The 266-nt window shown below is 41.4% G+C and carries 1 protein-coding gene; it reads right to left on the minus strand.

All coding sequences use genetic code 11. The features are described 5' to 3' along the window. The coding region (locus tag FTW16_RS05545) for an HD domain-containing phosphohydrolase (protein WP_315897540.1) at positions 1–266 on the minus strand (266 nt) is incomplete at both ends.

Below are 266 nucleotides of genomic sequence, written 5' to 3' on the forward strand. Positions count from 1 at the left end.
CGGTTTCGAAATTGTGTTCAAATTGGAAAACGTCAATGACTTGTGCAAGTAACGCAATACGAGAATTTAATGGAATATTTTGTTGAGCGAGGTTTTCTGGGCGACCACTACCATCCCAATGTTCATCCAAAGAATGAACCCCCAATGCGACATTTTCATTAAACCTTAGCTCTCTCGCAATATCGGCACCTCTCGAACAGCGAGTTTCTATCAACTCTTGAGCGTAGGAATCACCATTTTTTAAGATATCGATCGTCTTGGTGATG

The organism is Vibrio sp. T20 (assembly GCF_007858795.1).
GTDB classification, from domain to species: domain Bacteria; phylum Pseudomonadota; class Gammaproteobacteria; order Enterobacterales; family Vibrionaceae; genus Vibrio; species Vibrio satsumensis.